Annotated in this window: 17 protein-coding genes; 10 read left to right on the top strand and 7 right to left on the bottom strand. The window is 33.8% G+C overall.

Translation table 11 applies throughout. The features are described from left to right. Window positions 1-5: 5 nt before the first annotated feature. Together QWY92_RS00085 and QWY92_RS00080 are read right to left on the bottom strand one after the other, a co-directional pair. A complete protein-coding gene (locus QWY92_RS00085) occupies window positions 6-575 on the bottom strand; it encodes a Pvc16 family protein (RefSeq protein WP_290267589.1) in 570 nt (189 codons plus the stop codon). 268 nt (window positions 576-843) lie between these two features. After that, on the bottom strand, window positions 844-2,193 hold the full coding sequence (locus tag QWY92_RS00080; protein WP_290267587.1) for an ATP-binding protein: 1,350 nt from the start codon (window positions 2,191-2,193) through the stop codon (window positions 844-846). Window positions 2,194-2,493: 300 nt separating this feature from the next. Here QWY92_RS00080 and QWY92_RS00075 point away from each other — a divergent pair, with 300 nt between their 5' ends. The 9 genes from QWY92_RS00075 (at window position 2,494) to QWY92_RS00035 (ending at window position 15,272) form a co-directional block, all read left to right on the top strand. Then, complete coding sequence (locus tag QWY92_RS00075; RefSeq protein WP_290267584.1) at window positions 2,494-3,102, top strand: eCIS core domain-containing protein; 609 nt, start codon at window positions 2,494-2,496, stop codon at window positions 3,100-3,102. 133 nt (window positions 3,103-3,235) lie between these two features. Further along, a complete protein-coding gene (locus tag QWY92_RS00070; RefSeq protein WP_290267582.1) occupies window positions 3,236-4,300 on the top strand; it encodes a ligand-gated ion channel in 1,065 nt (354 codons plus the stop codon). A 122-nt stretch (window positions 4,301-4,422) separates the two neighbouring features. Further along, entirely contained in the window at window positions 4,423-4,836 is a 414-nt protein-coding gene (locus QWY92_RS00065) for an HYC_CC_PP family protein (RefSeq protein ID WP_290267581.1), read from the top strand. 106 nt (window positions 4,837-4,942) lie between these two features. After that, complete coding sequence (locus QWY92_RS00060) at window positions 4,943-8,686, top strand: efflux RND transporter permease subunit (RefSeq protein ID WP_290267579.1); 3,744 nt, start codon at window positions 4,943-4,945, stop codon at window positions 8,684-8,686. Between the two features lie 12 nt (window positions 8,687-8,698). Next, window positions 8,699-9,940, top strand: coding sequence for a TolC family protein (locus QWY92_RS00055; protein WP_290267577.1), 1,242 nt, complete (start codon window positions 8,699-8,701; stop codon window positions 9,938-9,940). A gap of 1 nt (window position 9,941) precedes the next feature. Next, window positions 9,942-10,499, top strand: coding sequence for a helix-turn-helix transcriptional regulator (locus QWY92_RS00050; protein ID WP_290267575.1), 558 nt, complete (start codon window positions 9,942-9,944; stop codon window positions 10,497-10,499). A 76-nt stretch (window positions 10,500-10,575) separates the two neighbouring features. After that, window positions 10,576-13,074, top strand: a complete 2,499-nt coding sequence (locus tag QWY92_RS00045) for a heavy metal translocating P-type ATPase (protein ID WP_290267573.1) — start codon at window positions 10,576-10,578, stop codon at window positions 13,072-13,074. Window positions 13,075-13,077: 3 nt separating this feature from the next. Next, window positions 13,078-14,829 carry an efflux RND transporter periplasmic adaptor subunit gene (locus QWY92_RS00040; RefSeq protein WP_290267571.1) on the top strand — a complete coding sequence of 584 codons (1,752 nt, stop codon included), beginning with the start codon at window positions 13,078-13,080 and terminating at the stop codon, window positions 14,827-14,829. A gap of 32 nt (window positions 14,830-14,861) precedes the next feature. Beyond that, window positions 14,862-15,272, top strand: a complete 411-nt coding sequence (locus QWY92_RS00035; protein ID WP_290267569.1) for a heavy-metal-associated domain-containing protein — start codon at window positions 14,862-14,864, stop codon at window positions 15,270-15,272. A gap of 149 nt (window positions 15,273-15,421) precedes the next feature. On the opposite strand, the gene QWY92_RS00030 is transcribed toward QWY92_RS00035, so the two are convergent. Both QWY92_RS00030 and QWY92_RS00025 read right to left on the bottom strand, forming a co-directional pair. Continuing rightward, entirely contained in the window at window positions 15,422-16,990 is a 1,569-nt protein-coding gene (locus QWY92_RS00030) for a RagB/SusD family nutrient uptake outer membrane protein (protein WP_290267567.1), read from the bottom strand. A gap of 14 nt (window positions 16,991-17,004) precedes the next feature. Further along, window positions 17,005-20,061 carry a SusC/RagA family TonB-linked outer membrane protein gene (locus QWY92_RS00025; RefSeq protein ID WP_290267565.1) on the bottom strand — a complete coding sequence of 1,019 codons (3,057 nt, stop codon included), beginning with the start codon at window positions 20,059-20,061 and terminating at the stop codon, window positions 17,005-17,007. Between the two features lie 1,003 nt (window positions 20,062-21,064). Here QWY92_RS00025 and QWY92_RS00020 point away from each other — a divergent pair. Next, complete coding sequence (locus QWY92_RS00020) at window positions 21,065-22,159, top strand: sulfatase/phosphatase domain-containing protein (protein ID WP_290267563.1); 1,095 nt, start codon at window positions 21,065-21,067, stop codon at window positions 22,157-22,159. Between the two features lie 78 nt (window positions 22,160-22,237). Here QWY92_RS00020 and QWY92_RS00015 read toward each other — a convergent pair whose 3' ends face one another. The 3 genes from QWY92_RS00015 to QWY92_RS00005 form a co-directional block, all read right to left on the bottom strand. Continuing rightward, window positions 22,238-23,119, bottom strand: coding sequence for a diacylglycerol/lipid kinase family protein (locus QWY92_RS00015; RefSeq protein ID WP_290267561.1), 882 nt, complete (start codon window positions 23,117-23,119; stop codon window positions 22,238-22,240). Between the two features lie 74 nt (window positions 23,120-23,193). Next, window positions 23,194-23,577 (bottom strand): hypothetical protein, encoded by a 384-nt coding sequence (locus QWY92_RS00010; protein ID WP_290267559.1) that lies wholly within the window; start codon window positions 23,575-23,577, stop codon window positions 23,194-23,196. A 251-nt stretch (window positions 23,578-23,828) separates the two neighbouring features. Continuing rightward, a partial coding sequence (locus QWY92_RS00005) for a DUF2911 domain-containing protein (RefSeq protein ID WP_290267557.1) occupies window positions 23,829-24,541 on the bottom strand: 713 nt, incomplete at its 5' end.

The raw sequence follows: 24,541 nt of genomic DNA, 5'->3' as shown, positions 1-24,541 counted from the left end.
TTTTCCTAAAATTGTTTATTAGGGTTTGTAATTGCAGGTACCACTTTAGTTACCGCTCCTTTTTCCATACTTAATACTCTAACTTTATATATGGCCGAGGGTAGCAACTTGCTCCCAACACTAGACCATACGTGGCTCAATTCGCTGTAATCTAATTTACAGAGTTCAAAAACCAACCTACCATCCTTCGCCGAACTGTTTGACAGTTTAGGATTCAAAATAGGTCTATCCTGAAAAAAACGTATTAAAGCAGAAAGATATCGCAACCCTTCACTATAATTACTACCAGTAAAATTGGCGCAAAAAGCTAGATGAAGGTTTAAAAACAAGGTTGGATTAGTTTGGGCAAAACTACCAGAATCGTTTTGTGAATAGCGATTTTGGTTATTTTTCAACATGGTTTCTTCTTCTATATTAATAAGAAAAAACACAATTTTATCATAGGTATTATTTACAGCACTTCCGTCGGGATTAATAATATTAGAAAGCACGACTTTGTTTTCTGAAATTGAAAATTCATTTCTAAAATTTTCATTTAATACGTCTTTTACATAATTAAGCGTAGCATGAATCATCGTTTATAAATTAACATAACATCTTGTTATACAAAATTAATTTCTATACGCTACTTTATCGTGTTCTTATACTGGGAGGTGATTAATATAATTTCTTAGGAGACTGAAATATAAGACTTTATTTCTAAATACGTAATATTTTTATAAAAAAAATATTACAATAAAAATAAATACTACTGTATAAAAAATTATTTCGCGTATTTAATTTCCTTAAAAATAAAGCTGTAAATCGAGAATAAAAAACACTAGAATTTGTCCCTGTTTTTGCTTACACAATACTTTTCCCCTCTTTAATTTTTTCGATTTTTATACCGGTCTGAATGTCTTTTAGAACAATAGTATTATCATTCCGGCTTAAACATTTAAGAATACTATAATGAAGAATATTTACAATGGATGCTGCTGTTAATTCGTAGGTTTCAGAAAGGTTTTCAATATCGATATCTTGAGCATACTCAAACTCATCGGTTTTCGATTTACGCCACAAAATAGATCGGTGATACGCATCTGGAATTTCAAAATCTAAAACCAATTGAAACCTTCTAAAAAAAGCTTCGTCTATATTTTTTTTAAAATTTGAGCATAAAATAACCAAGCCGTCAAAGGTTTCTAAACGCTGTAGCAAAAAAGAAACTTCTTGGTTTGCGTGCCTATCATTAGAGCTAGACACGTTAGACCGTTTACCAAAAAGCGCATCGGCTTCATCAAAAAAGAGAATCCAATTTTTAGATTCGGCTTTATCAAAAACTCGGGATAAATTCTTCTCCGTTTCACCAATATATTTTGATACCACCTGTGATAAATCTACACGATAAACATCTAATTTACAATGTTTTCCTAATAACGTTGCCGTTAATGTTTTTCCTGTTCCAGAAGGTCCTGTAAATAAGACCTTAAAACCTGGTTTTATACGTTTACCAAACTCAAAATTATGTTTTAACTTTTTACCAAATTGAATGTAGTTTTTTATTTCTTCTATGCCTTGAAATAAATGATCGGATAATACTAAATCACTCCAATCTTGTGTGGTGTAAATGCGTTTCGCTGGGAAATTTGCACTAAAATCGGGTTTATGAATTTCGCCTGTAGTAAACAATGACAAATACTCTTGCGACACCGATAACTGTCCTTTTAAAAATGGTGTATTATTATCTAATTTTTCTATTAAAAGGATGCCTTCTTTATAAAAAATATGGTCTTTTTCGAACAAAGGAATACAGGCAAACCTTTTTTCAAGATTATCGCCCGCTAATAAAAACATCGCTGTTTCGCCTGTTGGCATATAGCCTTTTCTATCTGTATTTTTAACACCTCCAAATTCTGTAAAAGGAATATCGTAAAGCGTATTTTTCATGTGTAGCATATCTAATAACGCAGGTTTTACATGTGGAATAAGTGCCAGAATTAAAACCAAACGTTCTTCCATTCTAAACCGATGTTTTTTAATAAGTTCGGCATAAGCCCCTGCTTGCTTTTCTAGATCGGGTAATTCTAAAGATTCTAAATCGGTTTCAGGTGACGATTGTTCGAACGAGATTTTCCCTCTTAAAAATATCAGTTTTTGAAACCAAATCAACTCAGATTCAATAGTTTTAGCATTAGTCCGATTCATCATCATACACAATTATTTTATCAATTTAAGTTGAAACTTTACTGTTTTTTTTCAATTTAAAATGCAACATTAATTCATCCTATAATTTTACGAAAAAGTCATTTTTAACCGAACATCTCAGATTATGATATCTCTAAAAATAATAAATAATTTAGGATAGCTAACACGTAATTGAAGAATTTTCTGTAATTTGAAGCGTTGAAACAAATCTTAACACACTCATTCCCTGTTTTTTATTACTAAACGCTAGCAATTCTCCTTAAAATTAAACCTAGCTTAACTCGTATTAACACTAAAAGGAAATGTATGAAAGCTCACACCAGTAAATCTAAAAAAAACAAACCCCTTGCAGAACATGCTGTAGTTTCGAAAAGTCACGACAATACAGAATCAACCTTTCAGTTTGCAGATAACCGTCCTGAAACGACAATGCTACGCAAATTGCAAAACATGGCCAATAATAAGTTATCTCAACCCATACAAAAACAAGCTATGGAAGAGGAAGAGTTGTTACAAGGTAAATTTCAAACCATTCAAAAGATGGAAGAGGACGAAGAACTCATGCAAGGCAAGTTTCAACCAATACAGAAAAAAGAAAATAATACGGGCCTACCTGACGATTTAAAAAATGGCATCGAAAATCTCTCGGGTCATACTATGGACGATGTAAAAGTACACCGAAACTCTGACAAACCTCAGCAGCTTCAAGCCCACGCTTATGCACAAGGCACCAATATACATTTAGCTCCAGGACAAGAAAAACACTTACCACATGAAGCTTGGCATGTTGTTCAACAAAAGCAAGGCCGTGTAAAACCAACGCTGCAAATGAAAGGGAACGTAATGGTGAATGATGATAGCGCCTTAGAAACCGAGGCAGACGTTATGGGCGCTAAAGCTTTACAAAAAACATAAATTCCCACAGCTCTAAATCAATATTAAACCCAACTAAAAGTCATGTTATACCTAATATTGAAATAATTTTATTTACCATTTAGATATAGGCAAGCTTCTTAAAAAACAATCAAAAACCAACCATTACCCATCAATGACAACCAACCAAAACAACCAAACCTTATCTTTTTATCTCCTACTTTTAACGCTATTTACCATTCCATTATGCTGTTCTTTTCTCTACGCTCAGCAAAACCTTAAACCGCAAACAAACGGAGCGCCTATTGAAGTTTCCGTTTCACTTCGTGTAAACAAAATTTACAATATCAATTCGGTTGACGAAACCTATCAAATAGATGGGTACATGCTATATTCTTGGGTTGATGAAAGATTAAAATTTACTCCAAACGACTCTATTCCGAACATTCAAATCTACGAAAACGACAGTGCAAAAGCCCTTATAAACACAAGCCTTTGGGTTCCTGTTTTTGAATTCATTAATGTACAAGGAAGTAAAGACACTCCTAACTTATCTATAGAAATACACGCCGACGGCACCATAGACTTAGAAGAGCGTTTTTTCGATACCTTTAGTTCAAATATGAATTATAAAAAATTCCCATTTGACCAACAAGAATATTGTATTGAAATAGAAACATTTTCGTATGATAGTAAAAAACTCATTTTTAAAAACCCAAAACTTTTTTTTGAAGGAGAAAAAAAGGATTATCTAGGAGAAGATTGGGAATTTATAAGTAGTAAGGCGGAAGTGCTTTCAAATAATTATGAATATTCCCATAACGAAAAAAACACCTATTCCAGAGTACATTTTGGCTTACTAGCAAAACGTTTATCTGGCTATTACCTCTGGCAAGTGCTTTTCCCTTTATTAATAATTATTTTAGCCTCCTTCTCTATTTTTTGGATAGAAGATTTCAGCACACAAATAGGTATAGGTTTCACACTCATGCTTACCGTTGTCGCTTTTAATTTTTACTCGGCATCCATACTTCCAAAACTATCCTACAATACGTTTATTGAATACGTTATCATTGTCGGCTATCTTTTTATTCTCTTCGGAATTATTGCGGTAATAATAAATCATCGATTAAATGATATTAACAAACAAAACATCCCTCTGATTAAGTACTTTAGATATACCTTTCCTATAGCATATTTCATCATTATGGCCATACTCTATACCAACTTGATTGTTTAGCTTTTAAACAATTAATATAGAAAGTTCAGAATTACAATGTTGTCTTTCGATAACCTAAATGTATTTAAACTTCTGTTAAACCAAAATTCATAATCAATATTTTAGTACCTTTGCATTTCATTATGAAGCAAGTATTCCATAAAATAATATCCACGTTAATGGCTTTTGTAGTTTTATTTTCTACACTGTCCTTTGCTATAGATATGCACTTTTGTGGCGATAAGTTAGTTGAAACTGCCGTATTCCATAAAACAGAAGGTTGTGGTATGGATATGCAAAAACCAGCTTCGGAAGATTGTCTTCTTACAAAAAATAGCTGTTGTAACAACGAACAATTAGTAGTTAATGGTCAAGATGAATTACAACTATCTGTTGATAAAATTTCTTTTGAACAACAACAATTTATAGCTTCATTTGTATATACTTACATTAATCTTTTTGAAGGTTTAGGTACTGATGCTTCAAATTTCGAAACCTACCACCCTCCCTGCGTTCTCAAGCAAATCTATAAGCTTGACGAGACGTATTTAATCTGATTTTAAAACCATAGACTGTATTATCCAGTGATTTATGTCATTAGGATATGTCCTTGTATTCGGTGTTCTCACTACACCTATGTTTCATTGTTTTAAAATCAAGTCCATGCTAAATAAAAGCATTAAATTTTTAATAGAAAATAAACTTATTGCCGTTTTATTACTCGTCCTTTTTATAGGTTGGGGTACTATAAATGCACCGTTTAATTGGGATACTGGTTTTTTACCAAGTAATCCTGTTGCTGTAGATGCCATTCCTGATATTGGCGAAAACCAACAAATTGTTTTCACAAAATGGGATGGTCGCTCCCCGCAAGATATTGAAGACCAAATTACTTACCCGCTAACCACATCATTACTTGGTATTCCAGGGGTTAAAACCATTCGAAGTTCGTCTATGTTTGGCTTCTCTAGCATCTATATTATTTTTGAAGAAGATGTTGAATTCTACTGGAGTCGAAGCCGAATTTTAGAAAAACTAAACTCACTCCCTAGTAATTTATTACCAGAAGGTATAAACCCTGCTTTAGGACCTGATGCTACGGGATTAGGACAAATATTTTGGTATACACTCGAAGGTCGCGACGAAAACGGAAACGTTACTGGTGGTTGGGATTTACAAGAATTACGCAGCATACAAGATTACTATGTAAAATACGGTTTATCCTCTGCAAGCGGCGTATCCGAAGTGGCTTCTATTGGTGGTTATGTTCAGGAATATCAAGTTGATGTAGATCCAGAATTAATGCGCCAATACAATATTGGTTTAAATCAAGTTGTAAAAGCCGTTAAAGCCAGTAATCAAGATATTGGAGCGCAGACTTTAGAAATTAATCAAGCGGAATATTTAGTTCGAGGTTTGGGATATGTAAAATCGGTTGAAGATATTGAAAACGCCGTAGTTACTTCTCAAGATTATACCGCTATTAAAATTAAAGACATTGCTAAAGTATCCTTAGGTCCTGCAGCCCGACGCGGTATTTTAGACAAAGAAGGCGCCGAAGTTGTGGGCGGCGTTGTAGTAGCTAGATATGGCGCAAACCCTATGGAAGTTATTACTAATGTCAAAGCTAAAATTGAAGAATTAAAAGGCGGTTTACCTTCTAAAGTTTTGGCCGATGGAAGAACGTCTCAACTTACCGTTGTTCCATTTTATGATAGAACAGAACTTATTGTTGAAACTTTAGACACCCTTAATGAAGCTTTAACTCTCGAAATTTTAATTACCATTTTAGTTATTATTGTGATGGTTTTTAATTTACGAGCGTCTATTTTAATTTCCGGACTATTGCCTGTTGCGGTTTTAATGGTTTTTGTTACCATGAAATTATTTAACGTCGATGCCAATATTGTAGCGCTTTCTGGTATTGCCATTGCCATTGGAACCATGGTTGATGTTGGAGTTATTCTCGCCGAAAATATGATTCGGCATCTTGATGATAACAAATTACGCCTTCGTGAAGATGGTACGGAGTATTCTATAAACGAAGTTGTTTACAATGCTACTGCCGAAGTTTCTGGTGCCATTCTAACAGCGGTTTTAACCACTATTATCAGTTTTCTCCCTGTATTTACCATGGTTGGTGCCGAAGGAAAATTATTCCGTCCTTTAGCTTTCACAAAAACCATGGCACTATCTGCATCCTTGGTAATTGCTTTATTTTTAATTCCACCTTTTGCGGCTTATTTATTCAGAAAAACAACATTAAAAAAATCATTTAGACATCTTTTAAATGCTGCTTTAATTATTGCGGGAATCGCCATTATAATTAGTGGCCATTATTTAGGGATTATTTTAATTGCCTTCGGAATTTCTGGTTTATTAGGTGTTTTAGGAAAGTTAGACGCTAAAAAAGTCAATTTAGTTAATATCATTATTTCATCAATTGCTATTGTATTTCTACTAGCAGAATATTGGAGGCCGTTAGGTTTTAATCGTAGTATTTTTATCAACTTAATTTTTGTTGCTATTATTTGCTTCGGAATTTTAGGCGTTTTCTCCATTTTCAGAAACTACTATTCACAAATTTTAAAATGGGCTTTAGCAAATAAACTTTTATTTTTAATAATTCCTGCAACTGTTCTTTTTTCTGGCGGATGGATTATGAATAACACCGGAAAAGAATTTATGCCTTCCTTAAATGAAGGTTCTTTTTTACTCATGCCAACCTCGTTACCACATGCCGGCGTGGAAGAAAACAAACGTGTTCTTCAGCAATTAGATATGGCTGTGGCAACTATTCCTGAAATTGAAACCGTAGTTGGAAAAGCTGGTAGAACAGAATCGCCTTTAGATCCTGCGCCTTTATCGATGTATGAAAACATGATTCAGTATAAATCTGAATATATGCGTAATTCCGAAGGAAAAAGACAACGCTACAAAGTCAATCAGGATGGTTTATTTGTATTGAAAAACGGTCAATTTATTGGAAATCCTAACCTTTCAGAAAACGCAACGCTTACTAAAATTGAAGCAGATCAACTCGTAGAAGATAGTGATGGTGAATTTTATCGTAATTGGCGACCAGAAATTAAAAGTCCAGATGATATTTGGAAAGAAATTATTAAAGTTACCAAATTACCAGGTGTGACTTCTGCTCCAAAATTACAACCTATAGAAACCCGATTGGTGATGCTACAAACAGGTATGCGCGCACCCATGGGAATTAAAGTAAAAGGACAAGACTTAAAACAAATTGAAGCTTTTGGTTTACAACTCGAAAGCCTTTTAAAACAAGCAAAAGGCGTTAAAACAGAAGCAGTTTTTGCCGATAGAATTGTAGGTAAACCCTATTTACTTATCGATATTGACAGAGAAAAAATAGCGCGCTATGGTGTGTCTATTGAAGATGTGCAAAGCACATTAAAAGTTGCTATTGGTGGTATGGCATTGACTCAAACCGTGGAAGGCAGAGAACGTTATAGCGTGCGTGTGCGTTACCCTAGAGAGCTACGCAGCAACCCGGAAGACATTAAAGATATTTACATTCCTGTTGAAAAAGGAAGCCCTGTACCACTAAGCGAATTGGCTACTATTAGATACGAACAAGGGCCGCAAGTAATAAAAAGTGAAGATACTTTTTTAGTGGGTTATGTGCTGTTTGACAAGTTAGATGGTTTTGCAGAAGTGGATGTCGTGGAAAATGCTCAAGCTTTATTTCAGCAGAAAATAGATTCAGGAGAATTAACCGTTCCAAAAGGGATTAGCTACAAATTCACCGGTACTTATGAAAACCAATTACGTGCCGAAAAAACATTGGCTGTTGTTGTTCCTTTAGCATTAGCCATCATATTTTTAATTTTATATTTCCAGTTTAAATCGGTGAGTACATCGTTGATGGTTTTTACAGGAATTACTGTGGCTTTTGCTGGTGGTTTTATTATGATTTGGCTTTATGGTCAAGATTGGTTCTTCAATTTTAGCTTCTTTGGCGAGAATATGCGAGACCTTTTCAACATGAAAACCATTAATTTAAGTGTCGCCGTTTGGGTTGGGTTTATTGCCTTATTCGGAATTGCTACCGATGACGGTGTGGTTATGGCCACCTACTTAACACAAACTTTTAATCGCGAAAAACCATCGGATAAAAAAAGCATTAGAACTGCTGCTTTGCATGCTGCGGAAAAACGTATTCGTCCGTGTTTAATGACAACCGTTACCACTATTTTAGCTTTATTACCCGTATTAACATCCTCAGGAAAAGGAAGCGATATCATGATTCCGATGGCAATTCCGATATTTGGTGGTATGGTTATCGATATTACCTCCTACTTTATTGTGCCGGTTTTATATAGCTGGAGAGAAGAGATGAAAGTAAAAAGATTGGAGAAAAAAGAGAATAGAATTTAGATAAAAATTATAATGAAAAACTATAAAAATCATATAACACACAAAGTAGTCTTACTTCTTGGTTCTTTATTATTTGTTCTACAGGGAAATTCTCAAGAACTAGAAACATACATTAACATCGCTTTAGAAAACAGCCCTGAAATTCAAAAATTTGAGTTACAGTACAATATTGCAACTGAAAAAGTGAATGAAGCTAACACTTTAGCCAACACCGATTTTAGTGCAGGTTATTTTGCGCTAGAGCCAGAAACTAGAACAGGTGCACAACGTTTTAAATTTTCGGCAAAACAAATGTTTCCATGGTTTGGCACTATTACATCTCGCGAAAATTATGCGAGTGCTTTGGCCGATACTAAGTATGAAGATATAGTAATTGCCAAACGAAAGTTAATCGTTTCTGTTTCTGAATCTTATTACAAATTGTATGTAAATAAAGCCAAACAAGCCGTTTTAACTGAAAATATTAAACTTTTAGAAACTTACGAAACACTTGCATTAACCTCTGTAGAAATAGGAAAAGCTTCAGCGGTAGATGTCTTTAGATTACAAATACGTCAAAATGAATTGGAACAATCAAAACAAGTTTTAGAACAACAGTTTTTAGCAGAACAAACGGTTTTCAACAACCTTCTTAATAGAGAAAACAATATTAATATCGCTATTGTTGAATCTTTAATTATGCCTTCCGAAGCATTTGAAATTAATACTGAAAATTTAGCTTTACATCCGGAGTTATTAAAATATGACAAACTGTTTTATTCCGTAGAAAAATCAGAATTATTGAATCAGAAGGAAAGTAATCCTTCGTTCGGGTTTGGTATTGATTATATTAATATCCAGGCGGCTCCAGATATTACATATGCTAAAAACGGACAAGATATTTTAATGCCTACCGTCTCGCTTTCTATTCCTATTTTTAATAAAAAATATAATTCGAAAACCAAGCAAAATAAACTGCAACAACAAGAAATTGAGTTTCAAAAACAAGAACGTTTAAACATTTTAAAAACACTTTTAGATCAAGCTATAAACGATAGAATTTCGGCTAGAATAAGTTACAATACCCAAGTGAAAAACTTAAAACAAGCAAAAGATGCAGAGGACATTTTGGTAAGAAGTTACGAAACCGGCACTATTGATTTTAATGATGTTTTAGATATTCAAGAGCTGCAATTAAAGTTTCAAATACAAGAAATTGAATCGGTGAAAGCATACTATATTCAAACAACGATGATTAATTATTTAATTCAATAATATGGCACATACATTACTTATAAAAAACATGGTTTGTGCAAGGTGCAAATCGACCATTAGAGAACTATTAGAGCGTCATGCTCTCGAAATAGATTCTATTGAATTAGGTAAAGTTGTCGTAAAACAAGACATAAAAGATAATTATAACGCTATTAAAAATGAACTTAAACAGCTAGGTTTTGAACTTATTGAAGATGAATCTACAATGTTGATTGAACAAATTAAAGTCGTTGTTATTCAATGTATTTCAGAAAATAATGTAGATGATATTTTTTCAAAAATAACAAAAGAACTTGGTAAAAATGAATCGGCTATTAGCAAACTTTTTAGTAAATCTGAAGGCATTACACTCGAGAAATATATTATCAATTTAAAAATTGAAAAAGTAAAAGAATACATTCAGTTAAATCAATTAAACTTTTCTGAAATAGCATATAATCTAAATTATAATAACAGTAGTCATTTAGCAAAACAGTTTAAAACAGTTACAGGAATGTCGATGTCTGAATATCGAAAACTGCAAGATTGGGATCGGAAAGCACTAGACCAAATTGTGTAAATTATAATCAGAATTAGAAAAACTTATACTTTTAAACAGTAATACATTTGTTGTTAAATTATAAAGCACATAAAAAATGAAACATACATATCACATACACGGAATGACTTGCAACGGTTGTCGCGGTCATGTTGAAGACACACTTTCAAAAGTAAAAGGTGTTTCTAAAGCTTCGGTCGATTTAGAAAAATCTGAAGCTACTATAACAATGGAATCACATATTCCGTTAGAAACTTTTCAAGAGGCTTTAAAACATGATGGCGGCCGATATAGCATTCATAAACCGGGAGAACATCAAGATACAAAAGAAGTAAAAAAAGAACTTCCTAAAGGAAAAGGTACAGGTACATTTTATTGCCCTATGCATTGCGAAGGCGATAAAACCTACGACAAACCAGGCGATTGTCCCGTTTGTGGAATGGATTTAGTTGAAGAGCAAAACTTATCTATTAACACGGCCGAGCAATGGACTTGCCCAATGCACCCAGAAGTTGTAAAAAATGAAGCTGGCGACTGCCCTATTTGCGGAATGGATTTAGTCCCCATGGAAGCGGACATTTCAGCAGAAGCGAAAACTTACAATAAATTATTAAAGAAGTTTAAAATTGCTGTAGCCTTTACGTTACCCATTTTTTTAATCGCCATGAGCGAAATGTTGCCCAATAACCCATTGTATGATGTCATGGAGCAAAAATATTGGAATTGGATTCAGTTTACTTTATCTATTCCTGTTGTGTTTTATGCTACGTGGATGTTTTTTGAACGTGCCTATAAAAGTATAAAAACATGGAATCTAAATATGTTTACACTCATTGGTATAGGTGCTGGTGTGGCTTGGTTATTTAGCGTTTTCGGCATGTTTTTTCCTGATATTTTCCCTAGTCAGTTTAAAGCAGAATCTGGAGCAGTACATGTTTATTTTGAAGCAGCAACCGTAATTCTAACATTAGTGCTTTTAGGACAAATATTAGAAGCTCGAGCACATAGCAAAACCAATTCTGCAGTAAAAGAATTGTTGAAATTAGCTCCCAATAAAGCCATAAAAGTAGTAGAGGGTGAAGATATTGAAGTAAGCATCGATGCTATTGAATTACATGATATTCTAAAAGTAAAACCAGGCGATAAAATTCCTGTAGATGGTGCAATAACAGAAGGGGACACAACTATTGATGAGTCGATGATTACTGGAGAACCACTTCCTGTAAATAAAACGGTAAACGATAAAGTAAGCAGCGGTACCATTAATGGGAATCAAACGTTTTTAATGAAAGCCGAAAAAGTGGGTAGCGATACGTTGCTATCTCAAATTATCCATATGGTTAATAATGCAAGTCGAAGTCGTGCACCCATTCAGAATTTAGCCGACAAAGTATCCGGTTATTTTGTACCTGTTGTAGTTATTATTTCTTTACTAACCTTCGCTACTTGGGTTATTTGGGGTCCAGAACCGGTCTACGTTTATGCCTTCGTGAATGCTATAGCTGTTTTAATCATCGCTTGCCCTTGTGCTTTAGGTCTTGCAACACCTATGTCTGTAATGGTTGGTGTTGGTAAAGGCGCCCAAAACGGTGTTCTGATTAAAAATGCAGAAGCACTTGAGAAAATGGACCAGGTTACTACATTAATTGTAGATAAAACAGGAACCATTACCGAAGGAAAACCAACCGTTGAAACTGTAGGCTCTTTTGATACTGATTTTAGCAAAAATGATATCCTGAAATATATTGTTTCGTTGAATAAAAACAGTGAACATCCATTAGCCGAAGCAACCGTTACATACGGGAAAGCACAAGATATTAAAACATTTAAATCTGAAACCTTTAGTGCTGTTACTGGTAAAGGTGTCGAAGCTACTATCAACAGTAAAAAAGTAGCATTAGGAAATCCGGAAATGATGGCTCATGCCAATGCTAAAATTTCTTCAAAAATGGAAGAAGAGGCTAAAACTTATCAAAAACAAGGTAAAACAGTTTCATATTTAGCAATCGATAAAACGGTTACAGGCTATGTTGTAATAGCTGATAAAATTAAGGCAACTAGCGTAAAAGCTATTAAGGAACTTCAAGATAAAGGTATTGAAGTTATTATGTTAACCGGTGATAATCACGACACAGCACAAGCGGTAGCAACGGCATTAAATCTTACCGATTTTAAAGCTAGTATGTTGCCTGAAGATAAACTTAAAGCAGTAGAGAAACTACAAGAACAAGGCAAGATTGTTGCTATGGCAGGCGACGGCATTAATGATGCACCTGCACTGGCTAAAAGTGACGTAGGTATTGCTATGGGTACGGGAACATCTGTGGCTATTGAAAGCGCTATGATTACTTTAGTTAAAGGTGATTTACACGGTATTGTAAAAGCAAAAAACTTAAGTCATGCGGTGATGAAAAACATTAAGATAAACCTGTTTTTTGCACTTATCTACAATACCCTGGGCGTACCTATTGCTGCAGGTATTTTATTCCCGTTTTTTGGAATTTTACTTTCACCTATGATTGCTGCATTAGCCATGAGTTTTAGCTCTGTTTCAGTTATAGCAAATGCATTGAGATTAAGATCTATTAAAATATAAAAAATGAAAAAATATATAATTTACACAGGCATATTATTAGCCGGCCTACTATTAGGATGGTTACTCTTTGGAGACGGTTCAAAAACAGAAACAAGTCATAATCACGATGCTATTACTGAAGATAGTCAAATGTGGACCTGTTCTATGCATCCACAAATTATGCAGCCAGAAGCGGGCGCCTGCCCTATTTGCGGCATGGATTTAATTCCTGCGGAAACCAGCGCTAGCGGCTTATTAGCCAATCAATTTAAGCTCACTGAAAACGCAATGGCTTTGGCTAATATTCAAACATCCGTTGTTGGAACAAGTGATTTGGTAAATGATAATGGTTTAACCTTGTCTGGAAAAGTTATGATTAATGCAGATGAAACCGCCATACAACCCGCACATTTTAATGGTAGAATAGAAAAACTATACGTAACCTCATTGGGTGAAAAAGTAAATAAAGGACAAGCGGTAGCCAAAATATATTCTCCTGAATTAATTGCGGCACAACAAGAATTAATTACAGCTTATAAATTAAAAGCCTCGCAACCTCAACTCTACCAAGCTGTTTTAACAAAATTTAAAAACTGGAAAGTACACGGACCACAATTAGACGAAGTATTAAAAACTGGGCAAGTAAAAACGAGTTTTACCATATATTCTCATGTTTCAGGTGTGGTTACCGATATTGCGGTGAGCGATGGTGCCCATATTATGGATGGAAAACCTATTTTTAAAGTCTCTAATTTAAACACCGTTTGGGCTAATTTTGATGTGTATGAAAATCAGATTTCATCTTTCAAAAAAGGTCAAGACATTAAGGTGGTTACCAAAGCCTATCCTGATCAGGTTTTTAACGCCAAAGTATCTTATATCGATCCTATTTTGAACACACAAACAAGAACGGTTACGCTTAGAGTGGTATTAAAAAACAAAGATAATATGTTTAAACCAGGAATGTTTGTGGAAGGAAAAATAGCAGCTAGCCAACCTGAAAAAACACAGATTATAGTTCCTGCTTCGGCTGTTTTATGGACAGGAAAACGTTCTGTAGTTTACATAAAATCAAACCCGAGTGAACCTGTTTTTGAAATGAAAAGCATTGAATTAGGGTCTAGAATTGGAGACTATTACCAAGTCTTAAATGGTTTAAATAATGGTGATGAAATAGTTACCAATGGCACTTTTACCATAGATGCGGCTGCACAATTGCAAGGAAAAAAATCGATGATGAATAAATCTGGAGGAAAAACCACCACAGGACATGAAGGCCATACAGGAATGACAGCTTCAGAACATCAAAAAAGTGTAAGATTAAAGGTGTCATCAGAATTTCAAGCAGAATTAAAAATTATTTTAGACGCTTATATTTCCGTTAAAGATGCTTTAATTGATGAAGATTTCAACCTTTCAACCGAAAAAGGAAACCTATTGCTTCAGAAAATAGAAAATATAAACATGGCACTTTTAAAGACTGAAGATGCACGTAAAAAAGGAGAACTATTCATCAATCCGTTAAAACGTGATGGGAAATTATTAGCCGATTCAAAAACTATAAAAGACCAACGCACGTATTTTAAAAATGTGTCTACAAACTTAATGAGTGCCATTGAAGTATTTGGCGTTAACCAGAAAATATACAGTCATTTTTGTCCTATGGCAAACAATAATAATGGTGCTTTCTGGCTAAGCAAAGAGGATAATGTATTAAACCCATATTTTGGTGAAGCCATGTTGAAGTGTGGAGAAGTAAAACAAATTATAGAATAACTAATTAAGTATAACCTTTAAATTTAAATATCATGAAAAAAATCATTTTAAGTATCATTACTATGGCAACATTAGGATTTACAAGCTGTAAAAATGAAGCAAAAACTAACGAAAATTCAAATGACATAGCCATTAATGCTACTTTTGGTGTGCGCGGTAATTGTGGTATGTGCAAAACCACCATTGAAAAAGCGGCCAAGAGTGTGGAAGGTGTAACCTATGCCAATTGGGATGTAGACAAAAAAACTATTGAACTCGCCTTTGACGATACTAAAACAACTACCGAAACTATTCATAAAGCTATTGCTGCATCGGGTTATGATACAGAAAGTGCTGTTGGTGTTGAAAGTGCTTATGATAATTTACCCGGATGTTGCCAATATGACCATGCTATGGAAATGAATCAATCTGGTGAAGAAGATCACTCTGGGCATAGCAACTAAAAGTTGAATTCAAACATAAAAAAAGAGCCCATTAAGGGCTCTTTTTTGTTTGTGCTATATTAGATTCCTAATCTAAAAAAAGGTTTCAATTGCTTGAAACCTTTTTTTGTAAAAATATTATTTGTTCTGATTAAATAATCACTTTTTTATTAGTAACCAGGGTTTTGAGGTAATAAATTAGGGTTTCTATCTAATTCATCTGAAGGTAAAGGCATTAAATAATCATCAGCACTAAAGAATGCTTTTTCTCCCTCTAATCCAGAAATACCAAATACTTCTGTTCCTATTCTTCTTCTAGCAATATCATACCATCTTTTTCCTTCAAAAGCTAACTCTAATCTACGTTCTTCAAGTACGTCATTAGCAGTAACTGTTCCAGAAATATCAGCAGGAACAGTACTTAACCCTGTACTTTTCCATGATCCTCCAGCCCTAGCTCTTTCTCTTACTTCATTTATATACTTTACAGCAGATTCATTGTCACCAAGTTCTACAGCAGCTTCAGCAGCTATTAACAATACTTCAGCATAACGAATCATTGAGTAATTATGACTAGTTGCTCTTCCGTTTCCACGAGCAAAAGGTCCAGGAAAACGTGTGTACTTAGCAATATATGGTCTTTGTTTAGCAAATTTATGCAACGATCCTGTTACAATACCAAATTGAGTATAAGGATATTCTACCGCTGGTGTAGTGTCATCATCATCATCGTCAAAAAATGCTGAATCATCCATGCTAACCGCTCTTCTGTAATCTGCTGAATCCCAAGTTTCATAAACAGCTAAAGCTGGTACTGCAACAGACCAGCTGCCACCATTTTTCTCATCTCCACGAATACCTGTCATTGGCGCTATTTGATCATAAGCATTATCTGGTGCTTCAAAATTATTATAATCTAAAGCAAATATTGGTTCTTTTGATTCGTCTATTTTATCAGCATCAAATAAGGTTTGAAAATCAGCTTCTAATGCTAACTCATATACCCCTCTATTATCTATAACTTCTTGGGCTTCATCAAAAGCTTTTTTAAACATCGCATTATCGTTTGTTCCTGCCATGGTTAAGTACACCAAAGCTAAATAAGAGCTTGCAGCTGCTTTAGACGGTATAGACCTTGAGGCTTGCGTGTTTGGCAACCAAGTTTTAGCAAATTCTAAATCGGCAATAATTTTTGCATATACATCTGCAGCCGGGGTTTTGCTTAAAGAAGCTAATTCGTCTGCATTTGAAGCACTAATGGTAACATCAATATATGGTACATCTCCAAATTGACGTACTAAATGAAAATAGTAAAATGCTCTTGCAAAATAAGCTTGTGCTGTAACTGGGTTTTTAATAGACTCATCTACATCTACATTTTCAGCGCCCTCGATAGCTTGATTAGCTGCCGCAATACCTTGATATGTTCTTGGCCAAAATTCGGTAATCATACCGTTACTACCTAAAGTAGTAAATTCATTCATTTCAACTCTTCTTGTTTCGTCTGATGCAAGATCTACCATATCAGAACGTAACATTAATCCAATAGATAATTTACGTCCCCAAAACTGTTCATTAATAGCATGCGTTAATGCGCCATTAACTGATGTTTGTATATCTTTTGTAGTTTGAAAGAAGCCTTCTGGCGCTAACAATCCTATAGGTTCTTCTTCTAAATCTGAGCATCCAACAATGGATAAACTTACCATTAGTAGGGATAAATATTTATATGTTTTCATATTTTTTTCTTTTATTAAAATTTCACATTAAGACTAAAGTTAACCGATCTTACTGTTGGATAATTTCCAAAGTCAAACCCTTGTACCGTATTACTCTTTACGTTATCAACACCACTACCACCAAAGTAGCTTACTTCAGGATCTAATCCAGAATAGTTAGTGAACGTTAATAAATTTTGAGCACTTACAGAAAATCTAACACGCTCTAAACCTAATCTTTCAGTAATATCACCTGGTAAGTTATACCCAAGAGCGATGTTTTTTAATCTGATAAAGCTACCATCTTCAACAAAACGAGAAGAAATTTCTCTATTACTATTGTTTCCTACACGAGGTTCGTTAGTATTAGTGTTTGTTGGTGTCCACGCGTTGTTATAATAATCTCTAGTAGTATTAGCATCACCATTATTCAACTGTACATTTGTTAAGTTAAAAATATCACCACCTTGAGACCCTTGAAAAAAGATATTTAAATCAAAATCTTTATAAGAAAAGCTATTAGTAAAACCGAAAGTATAATCTGCATTAGGATCACCTATAGTTGTTCTATCATCTTCAGTGATATCTCCACTATTATCTATATCTCTAAATAATGGGTCTCCAGCAACACCGCCTGGTTGTGTTTGAGTACCTTCTGGCACTGCTCCACCTTGGTATACACCTGCATATTCATAGCCCCAAAATTGACCTACTGATTCTCCTACTCTTAACACATAACTTCTATCATGACTAAAATAACTTGGTGTAGCATCACCAAATAAATCAGCATCATTAATTAAAGCTACTACTTCATTTTTATTAACAGATAAGTTAAAATCCGTAGTCCAACTAAAATTATCGTTTGTAATGTTTCTTGTGTTTAAAGAAATTTCGAATCCTTTATTGTTAATCTCACCAAGGTTAGTTAAAATTTCATCGTTGGCAAAACCGAAATACTCAGGAATTCCATTATTTCCAAGAATTAAGTCTTTAGTATCAATATTATAGTAATCTAACGAAAGTGTTACTTTACTATTGAATAAACCTAAATCTACACCAATATTTGTTTGGTACGACGATTCCCATTTTAAATCTGGGTTAGCAGGTTGTTCTGGAGTAATGGCATTTACCGTTTGTCCATTAGAAGCTGCATAAATACTTGCAAACCTAGCTAAAGATTGGTAAGGGCTAATTGATGGGTTACCTGTAACACCGTAACTTACTCTTAATTTTAAGTTAGAAATGGTTTCGCTATCTTTTAAAAAGTCTTCATTCGATATTTTCCAACCTAAAGCTCCTGACGGGAAAATCGCATATTTTTGATTTGCTGCAAAGTTTGAAGCTCCATCGCGACGCACTGTAGCTGTTAATAAGTACTTATCATCATAATCATAATTTACCCTTCCGAACTGAGATTGAATTTCTGTTTCAGATAAAGATGAATCAGGTTGTAATAATCCTGTTGCTTTGTCTAGTGCATAAAAAGAGAACGCATCTGAAATAAAACCTGTTCCTGCTGCTGAAAATGCTTCCGTTTTAGTTTTTTGGTAAGATACACCTGCTAGTAAAGTTAAATCTCCTTTACCTATTTCTTTTGTATATGTTAAATAGTTTTCACTTAATATATTTGTTCTTTTAGCGTTGGTAACACTAGCTCTACCGCCTTCTGCACCAGCTGTAACAGCCAATGTTGAGGGGTTATATGTACCTTGTGTTTCACTCTCAGAACTTAAACCAAACGTTGTTTTAAAAGTAAGATTTTCTAAAATATCATAATTTCCATAAAAGTTAGCTCTAAAATTATCTGATGTTGTTTCATCAACTCGTTCTGTAGCAACAGCATATGGATTATCAACTAAATCACCTACAGTATTACCTGAATTATAGCTAAGATCTGCATTTCTTAATGGTTGGTCTGGTGCATAACGCATCGCTAAAGAAATAACATCATCTCCACCGGCACCTACTCCGTTTGAACCTGTAGATTGCGTAGCAACACCATTTTTAATACCTCTAGAACCAAAAAGGTTCATCCCAAATTTAAGTTTATCGGTTACCTGAGCATCTATATTTGATAAAAATGTTGCTCTTTCAAAATCCGAATTAACAATAATACCTTCTTGTTTAAAGTAGTTTCCAGAAGCATAAAAATTTATTTTATCTGTTCCTCCTGAAAAAGCAAGTTGATGGTTAGCAGTACTACCAGATCTATAAATTAAATCTTGCCAATCTGTATCTCCAGTTCCTTGAGAATAAGTAGCAGGAGCTTGTCCAGTTGTTATAGCTGTATTATTATTTACTTGTTGTTGATAATCTGCAAATTCATCGGCATTAAGCAAGTCTAATTGATTTGCAATGTTTTGAACAGCATAAGTTGAATTCAACTCAACAGTTAATTTTCCACTTCTACCTTTTTTAGTGGTGACTAAAACTACACCATTAGATCCTCTAGAACCATATATTGCCGTTGCTGAGGCATCTTTCAATACTTCTAAAGACTTAATATCATTAGGTTGAGGCATTGATGCTCCAACAAAACCATCGACAACAATAAGTGGAGAACTATTAGCACTAATAGACGTATTTCCTCTAATTTTTATACTGATAGGTGCGCCTGGCTCTCCACCATTATTAGATTGAACAACAACACCTGCTGCACGACCTTGAAGTGCTTGAGCTGCATCTAATACGGGAAACGCAGTTAACTCATCAGCCTTAACGGAAGATACAGCGCCTGTAATGTCACTCTTTTTACGAGCACCATAACCTACAACTACAACTTCGTCTAGCTTACTAGCATCTTCAGCCATTACAATACTTAGCGTTTTCTGTCCATTAATACTTACTGTTTGAGTAACATACCCAACGAAAGAAAAATTAAGTTTATCTCCTTTAGAAACTTCAAGTTGGAAATTTCCATCAAAATCGGTAGCACTTCCTCTAGACGTATTGGCTACAATTACGTTTACTCCAGGAATTGGCACCTTTGATTCATTTAGTACGGTACCTGACAAGACGTAACCATCTTGAGCAAACAACGACATATTGAATATCAATATACCTGCTAAAATTAGTTTAGTTTTTAAATTCATTTGTGTTTGTGTTATGTTAATAATGTTTTTTAGGTTGGCTTTTATATTTATTCAAAAGCTACAAGTGCTTTATCCCTGATTAACAAAAAAAATTTCAGCTAAAACAACAGAATTTCTATTTTTTCGGCTGAATGGATTATAATTTTTGTTGATTTTAGTCATACACTCTTTTTAAAAGGGAATAATTAATTAAAAGAGTAGCGTGTGTATCTTTCGTTTTTATTTAGTTTTCAAGTCTTTTTTCATCATGCTTTTTAAGTTAATGTTTCGTTTTAGTTTTGTTTTAATTCCTGGTAAACCAAATTGGTTTTCCAGATTGGTTTTCCAAATATATGTTATTTATTTGTTAAACAAAACCTTTTTTTAATAAAACAGCAATAATCGTATTCAGATTTTACGTTAATGATAATAATATAGCGGTTTTAATATCAAATTACAGTTAACATATTATTGTGTATAATTTGAGAAAACCCCATTTTTAAAACCTTACTCCTATTTTATTTGTTTTCACCCACTAAAACTTCTGGTATATTAAACGGACAAAATGCATCATTTATAATCGTGTTGAAACATCATAATAAATTCTGGTTTAATAATTTTAATCGGTCATTTACAAAAAACAAGACTCCTAGCTATATCCTTTTATTAATTGGATCGTACTCTACAAACATTGTCTGCACCTCTTTTAGAGTTAACCAATGCCATGTACAAAAAATCTCTTTTACTGCGCAAAAAATGTTGGAAACCAACCTATAGACTTCTGTTTAGAACATCCGCAACATTAACACATGTTATTTAAGACATCCATTACAGCTAAAAACAACTTCATACCAAAAAAAAAGAAGATATTGCATTGTCGATTTTTATGAGCGTTATTTAGACTTTTTAAAAAAAGTGCTTAACTATTAAAAAGAAACGCCACATCATTTTTAAATGGAATCGTCTTTTCTAAAACCAATACTTTAATCTTCTTTGCAGCACTTGCTCTATTAGAAAAGCTTTTTTGTACGATACAGGAACGCGTGTACCGTTAATAGTACATTTTCCTGAAAAATATAAACATTTAGCTGGTGCTGAAATTCCATCTATAAACACCAAGCTTGTAGGTTTTGTAGATTTTGCACCTACCGTTTTCAATTTACTAGACATTGAAACTCCAGATTTTATGATGGGAAAACCATTTTTAGGACAGAACCTACCCGAACCAAAATCTGAATTGTTTTTATATAAAGCCAACCAAGAACAAAATTACATTCCGGCGCGTGCGCTTACCGATGGTCGTTATAAATTAATTTGGAATTTTAACTCGGCTTACCCTAATGGCACTCGTCAATCATACCAATGGCAAATGCCATCATACCAAGCTTGGGATGTTGCAAATATTAAAGGTGAAGTGAATACACTTCAACAACTATTTTGGAAACCAGCCGATGCTTTAGAGTTTTTCGATACAGAAACCGATCCGTATGAGGTCAATAATTTAATTAACTCCTCTCAACATCAAGAAAAAATTGCAGAGCTAAAACATAAGTTATTAGATTTTATGAAAACCAATAAAGACCTTGGATTATACCCGTGGTCTATGCGTAGAAAAGATGAAAAAACGCCTTTTTACAACTACGTTAGAAACACGAAACAACCTATTGATGCTATTATCGATGCCGCAGCTTATGCTAGTACGGCACAACCATCGGACTTAAACAAACTTGTTACTTTTTTAAATTCAGACAATCCAGCTATTCGTTATTGGGGCAGTATTGGCGTGCTTCAATTATTAGAAAGACATTTAATATCCAAAGTTCCTGAGGCGGTTACCAAAAACTTCAGAAACCAAAACGAGAATACCGAAGTACGTTTAATGAGTGCCGAAATTCTTATAAAACAAAATTCAAACCCAGAAGCATTAAAATATATTTTAGATGAAGTAACAAATGATTATTTCATTGCCTATGCCACACTTCAAAATCTAGGAAATCTTACTAAACCTATTGAAAAGGATATTATTCAATTGACAAAAAACAAAAAATTAAATCAGTTTTATTTGAAATCAACATTAATAAATACGGGTTATTTAACTTATGATGATTTGTGGAAATAATCAAAAATCATGATTTTACTCTCCATATAAAAAATATAGTACTACTAGAAGTATAAATTTTACTTCATTTTTGAACCGTTAAGCGATAACAACAAGGGCTTTAGATTTTACTGAAATAGCAACAGAAACCGTTTCTATTTTTAAAAATTCACCATCTATCTGAGTTTCAAAACAATCGCCTTCTATTCTTTTTATTTTAAACGATTTAGTTTGAAAACATGAGGATTCCTTAAAAAAATCAGGCTTTCTAAACAGCATAGATAAGCAAAAAAGCAACATTTTTGCTTTGCTTATTTGTGGTACAATAACAACATCTAGCAAGCCATCTTGCAATGACGCTTTTGGGGTTAAACTCACGTTATACCCCATTTCGTTAGAGTTTGAAATAAAAATTAAAAATGGATTTATTAAAACGTCTTTATCATTAATTTTAACAGATATTGTTTCCTTTTTGTTATAATTACGAAACGATTTGATGGATGCTTTTAAATAGCAATAAAGCGTTCTGTGTTCCGAAGCTTCATAATTTTTAATCACATTACCATCAAAACCAAACCCCATATTACTGAAAAAATACTGATTATTTAAACAGCCCACATCAATCCATGTTTGCGCATTTTTTAAAATAATATTAATGGCTTTATTGATATCTTGAGGAATATTAAGATTAGACGCTAAACCATTACCAGAACCTACAGGAATAATGCCTAACGGAATATTTTTACCTACCAAGGTTGAAGCCACTTCATTTATGGTACCATCGCCACCACAGGCCACAATAATATTTGCTCCATCTGCAATAGATGCTTTTGTTAACGTGATGGCATGCCCACGATGATTAGAAAACTTCACCTTTAATGTGTAATGGTTTACATCAAAAAAATCTTCAAGGAATGCTTCGGAAAGTCTGTGTTTTCCGTTGCCCGAAATGGGATTAACAATAAAATGTATCTGTGTCAATGTCTTTTCTTAATTTTTAAAAATCTTCCTTTGGAAGCAATAATTATCCCAACTTGAAATTCATTTGCCTTTCATTATTCACTTTCCAAGTTTACCTCTGGCAACCTATATTCTATTCCATTATACGCTTTTGAAGCTGTTAAAATATGGCTAATAGCATCTTTTACAAGTTCTTGATTAACGTTGGTTTCAGCTGTTAAAGTATCTTTCTCTACAACATTAAATTGTACGGCTTCTTTTCCCGCTTGTAATAGAATTAATACGGCAGATAAAGCAGCCATGTAGGATAATAAAACAATATCAATACGCAGTCCAATTGGGAATAATAAGCCATAACTTTCGGTGTCTGTTATTCGAGGTAAAAAGGCTAGAAATAAAATAAACCGACTAAGTGTTGTAATTAATACCCCTATGAGGTGAAAATTAATTATTGTTTTTAAAAACTCTAATTTTCTCATAATAATCGTGAAAGATGACACAATAACCGAGCTAATATACTTATAAATACAACTTGGCGTAAAAAATAATTTAAAAAGTTATGTAGAATAGTTTCATATAAATAACCTCGTGTATCTTTAATAGCGTAAGCCGAAATAAAAATTACTAAATTCTTTAAAACAAAACAGCTCAACAATATATTTATTGTTGAGCTGTTTATAAATTATTTTTACTTTTTAAAAAGTAAATGTATGTTACGCTGTTTAAATAATTATAGAGCGCCCCATTCTTTTAGAGATGCTGTATTCATTTTAATATAACCATCATTTCCTGCTGCTTTAGAAAGTTTTAAAGATTCTTTCGCTGCTTTAATAGCTCCGGCTTTATCACCATTTGCAGCATGAATTAATGCTTGACGACGTAAGTAATAAAAACGAGGATTATCTTTAGTCATTTCAACCGCTTTATCAATCCATTCTGTTGCTTTTTTCATGTCTTTACCTTCTGCAAGATAATACGCTGCTGCTGCATAATAATCGGCTTCACCAGGTCCATTCATGACTTTATCAATAGCCTTCAAAACCGCTGTTTCTGTAGGTACAGTAAAAGGTACTGCTACATAAGAGTTTTCCCAAATTAACTCTAACGTAGCGCCATTATTAGTTATATTATTAATATCAATAGTTAGTGTTTCTACATTAAAAGGAATTTCTTCAACAGCTAATTTTGCCGTTGCAACCACTTTTGAATCGTCCCATTGCTTTGGTGTTCCCCAGTTTGAAGTATCGCTATAAAAAATAAATTCCCACTCGGTTGCAGAAATTAACTTTGTGAATAACGCATACGATCCTGCTTTAAGGGCTTGTCCTGCAACTTCTACATTATCACTAAATGTAATAATTGTATTTTCATTAGCACCAGTTCTCCAAGTGGTTCCGTAACTTTCTAATCCGCCAAAAATTTCACGTCCTCTAACGCTTGGTC

It is taken from the genome of Algibacter miyuki (assembly GCF_030409805.1).
In the GTDB taxonomy this organism is placed as follows: domain Bacteria; phylum Bacteroidota; class Bacteroidia; order Flavobacteriales; family Flavobacteriaceae; genus Algibacter; species Algibacter miyuki.
This window is presented reverse-complemented; position numbering and strand designations above follow the sequence as displayed.

Coding starts and splice junctions, on each gene's coding strand:
- QWY92_RS00060 (WP_290267579.1), top strand. CDS start 4,943: ATGCTAAATAAAAGCATTAAATTTTTAATAGAAAATAAACTTATTGCC.
- QWY92_RS00025 (WP_290267565.1), bottom strand. CDS start 20,061: ATGAATTTAAAAACTAAACTAATTTTAGCAGGTATATTGATATTCAAT.
- QWY92_RS00050 (WP_290267575.1), top strand. CDS start 9,942: ATGGCACATACATTACTTATAAAAAACATGGTTTGTGCAAGGTGCAAA.
- QWY92_RS00040 (WP_290267571.1), top strand. CDS start 13,078: ATGAAAAAATATATAATTTACACAGGCATATTATTAGCCGGCCTACTA.
- QWY92_RS00070 (WP_290267582.1), top strand. CDS start 3,236: ATGACAACCAACCAAAACAACCAAACCTTATCTTTTTATCTCCTACTT.
- QWY92_RS00065 (WP_290267581.1), top strand. CDS start 4,423: ATGAAGCAAGTATTCCATAAAATAATATCCACGTTAATGGCTTTTGTA.
- QWY92_RS00010 (WP_290267559.1), bottom strand. CDS start 23,577: ATGAGAAAATTAGAGTTTTTAAAAACAATAATTAATTTTCACCTCATA.
- QWY92_RS00030 (WP_290267567.1), bottom strand. CDS start 16,990: ATGAAAACATATAAATATTTATCCCTACTAATGGTAAGTTTATCCATT.
- QWY92_RS00085 (WP_290267589.1), bottom strand. CDS start 575: ATGATTCATGCTACGCTTAATTATGTAAAAGACGTATTAAATGAAAAT.
- QWY92_RS00075 (WP_290267584.1), top strand. CDS start 2,494: ATGAAAGCTCACACCAGTAAATCTAAAAAAAACAAACCCCTTGCAGAA.
- QWY92_RS00055 (WP_290267577.1), top strand. CDS start 8,699: ATGAAAAACTATAAAAATCATATAACACACAAAGTAGTCTTACTTCTT.
- QWY92_RS00045 (WP_290267573.1), top strand. CDS start 10,576: ATGAAACATACATATCACATACACGGAATGACTTGCAACGGTTGTCGC.
- QWY92_RS00080 (WP_290267587.1), bottom strand. CDS start 2,193: ATGATGATGAATCGGACTAATGCTAAAACTATTGAATCTGAGTTGATT.
- QWY92_RS00035 (WP_290267569.1), top strand. CDS start 14,862: ATGAAAAAAATCATTTTAAGTATCATTACTATGGCAACATTAGGATTT.